The sequence below is a fragment of the Micromonospora sp. NPDC005324 genome, assembly GCF_040607155.1.
GTDB lineage: Bacteria > Actinomycetota > Actinomycetes > Mycobacteriales > Micromonosporaceae > Micromonospora > Micromonospora trifolii.
This window is the reverse complement of sequence record NZ_JBEXGE010000130.1, coordinates 1-1246: the sequence shown is the minus strand read 5'-3', so window position 1 is coordinate 1246 and position 1246 is coordinate 1. Positions and strand designations below refer to the sequence as shown.

General features: G+C 68.3%; 2 protein-coding genes. Both read right to left on the bottom strand.

Features of this window, described 5'->3' with window-relative positions:
* A partial coding sequence (locus ABZS40_RS36740) for a CHASE3 domain-containing protein (RefSeq protein WP_354949359.1) occupies positions 1-971 on the bottom strand: 971 nt, incomplete at its 3' end.
* The coding region (locus ABZS40_RS36735; protein WP_354949357.1) for a SpoIIE family protein phosphatase at positions 968-1246 on the bottom strand (279 nt) is incomplete at its 5' end. The genes ABZS40_RS36740 and ABZS40_RS36735, both read right to left, overlap by 4 nt.

Below are 1246 nucleotides of genomic sequence, written 5' to 3'. Positions count from 1 at the left end.
GCGTAACGGCGCTGGAGCAGCTGGCAGAAGCTGGCGACCTTACGCAGCGGCTCCTGGAGGTCGTGCGAGGCCACGTACGCGAACTGCTCCAGGTCCCGGTTGGACCGGGTCAGCTCCTCGGCCTGCTTCTGGAGCTGGCTGTTGACCCACTCGATGCGCTCGCGGGCCTCCCGTACCTGGGCCAGGTCCTTGGCGATTTTTTGCCGCATCACGTCGATGTCATTCGCGAGCCGAATGAACTCCGGCGGCCTGGTGGTGGCGATGTGATGCTCATAGTCGCCCTCGGCGACCAGCCGCACGTGAGTGGCGAGATCAGTGATTGGCTGAACCACAACGCGGCTGAAGGCGACGAGATGCACCGCTCCGGCGATCAGGACGACCAGGACCACGGCGATGAGCAGGATGACGAGCAGGTTGCTGGTGGACTCGACGGCTGCGACGGCCTGCTGCCGGGCGGCGAAGATGTCCGCCTGGAGCTGGGCGGCGGAGGCTCGCAGCTGGTTGAACCGCTGACGGGCCTGATCATCGAGCAGAGCCTGCCCGGCGCTGGTGCCGCTGCTCTCGGTGGCCTGGATCGCCGGTCGCGCGACGGTTCGCCGCCACTGCTCGGACTGTGCCTCGACAGCGCGAAGACCCGCTCTGATCGTCGAATAGTCGGCTGCCAGCCCGGTCATCGAGCCGATGAGGTCGCGTTCCTTCTCCACACCCTTTTGGTAAGGGGCGAGGTCGGCCGGGTTACCGCTGACGGCGTACCCGCGCACCCCCGTCTCCTGGTCGACGAGGGCGTTGAGCAATTCCTGCCCCTGGACCCGCAGCGGACCGGTCTTGGTGAGCACCGTGTCGAGCTGTGCTCGATGTTGAGCGGCCACCGCCGCCTCGAGCGCGGTGAGCCCCACCAGCAGCACACCGACGACCGCAAGCAACGCGATCACCCGGCGGCGCAGCGTCCAACCCTGCCGGTACGCCTTCATCGGCCACCGCCCCGGCTGACCAGCAGCATTGCCACGTCGTCGGCGAGCGGGCCACCGTTGAGCCGCTCGGCCCGCCCGACCAGCCAGGCCGGCAGCTCGGGCAGCGACACCGAACGGTTGGCCGGCTCGCCCAGCAAGCCACTGAGGCCCGGCACGTCGAGCCGTTCGTTGCCGGTGCCGACCCGCCCCTCGATCAGGCCGTCGGTGTACATCAACAGGGACCAGTCATCGGTGTCGAACTCCAGGTCGTAGGCGATCGGCCGGCGAGGTCGTAC